The 534-nt window shown below is 78.3% G+C and carries 1 protein-coding gene; it reads left to right on the plus strand.

What is annotated here, in order from left to right:
* Positions 1–534: MFS transporter (locus ML342_RS11745; protein ID WP_240127196.1), on the plus strand; the 534-nt coding region annotated here is incomplete at both ends.

A 534-nucleotide genomic window follows, 5' to 3' on the forward strand; every position in this document is an offset into this window, starting at 1 on the left:
GGATGCTGGCGCGCTTCGGCTTTCGGCGCACCTACGTGCTGTGCATGGCGGCGCTGATCGCCGGCGGCGTGCTGGGCGGCGTGGCCGACCACTACGCGCTGGTGCTGGCGGCCCGGCTGGCCGAAGGCGTGGCCGCCGGCATCGTGCAGCCGATTCCGGCCATCGTCATCCTGCGCGCCTTCGGACCCGACGAGCAGGGCCGCGCCAGCGGCCTGTTCGGCATGGGCGTGGTGCTGGCCCCGGCGCTGGGGCCGAGCCTGGGCGGCCTGCTGGTGGACGCCTGGGGCTGGCGGGCGATCTTCTTCCTGGTGGTGCCGTTCGGGCTGGTGTCGTGGGCGCTGGCGCGGCGCTACGTGCCGGTGACGGCGCCGGGCGGCGTGCCCGCCCGCCCCGGGCTGGCGCTGGACGTGGCGGGGCTGGCACTGGCGGCGGCGGCCACGCTGGCGCTGCTGCTGGGGCTGACCGCGCTGCACGCCGGCCCGCCCGCGCGCGCCGCGGCGCTGCTGGCGCTGGCCGGTGTGCTGCTGGCGGCCT

The sequence above is a fragment of the Thermomonas alba genome (genome assembly GCF_022419205.1).
Taxonomy (GTDB): Bacteria; Pseudomonadota; Gammaproteobacteria; order Xanthomonadales; family Xanthomonadaceae; genus Thermomonas; species Thermomonas alba.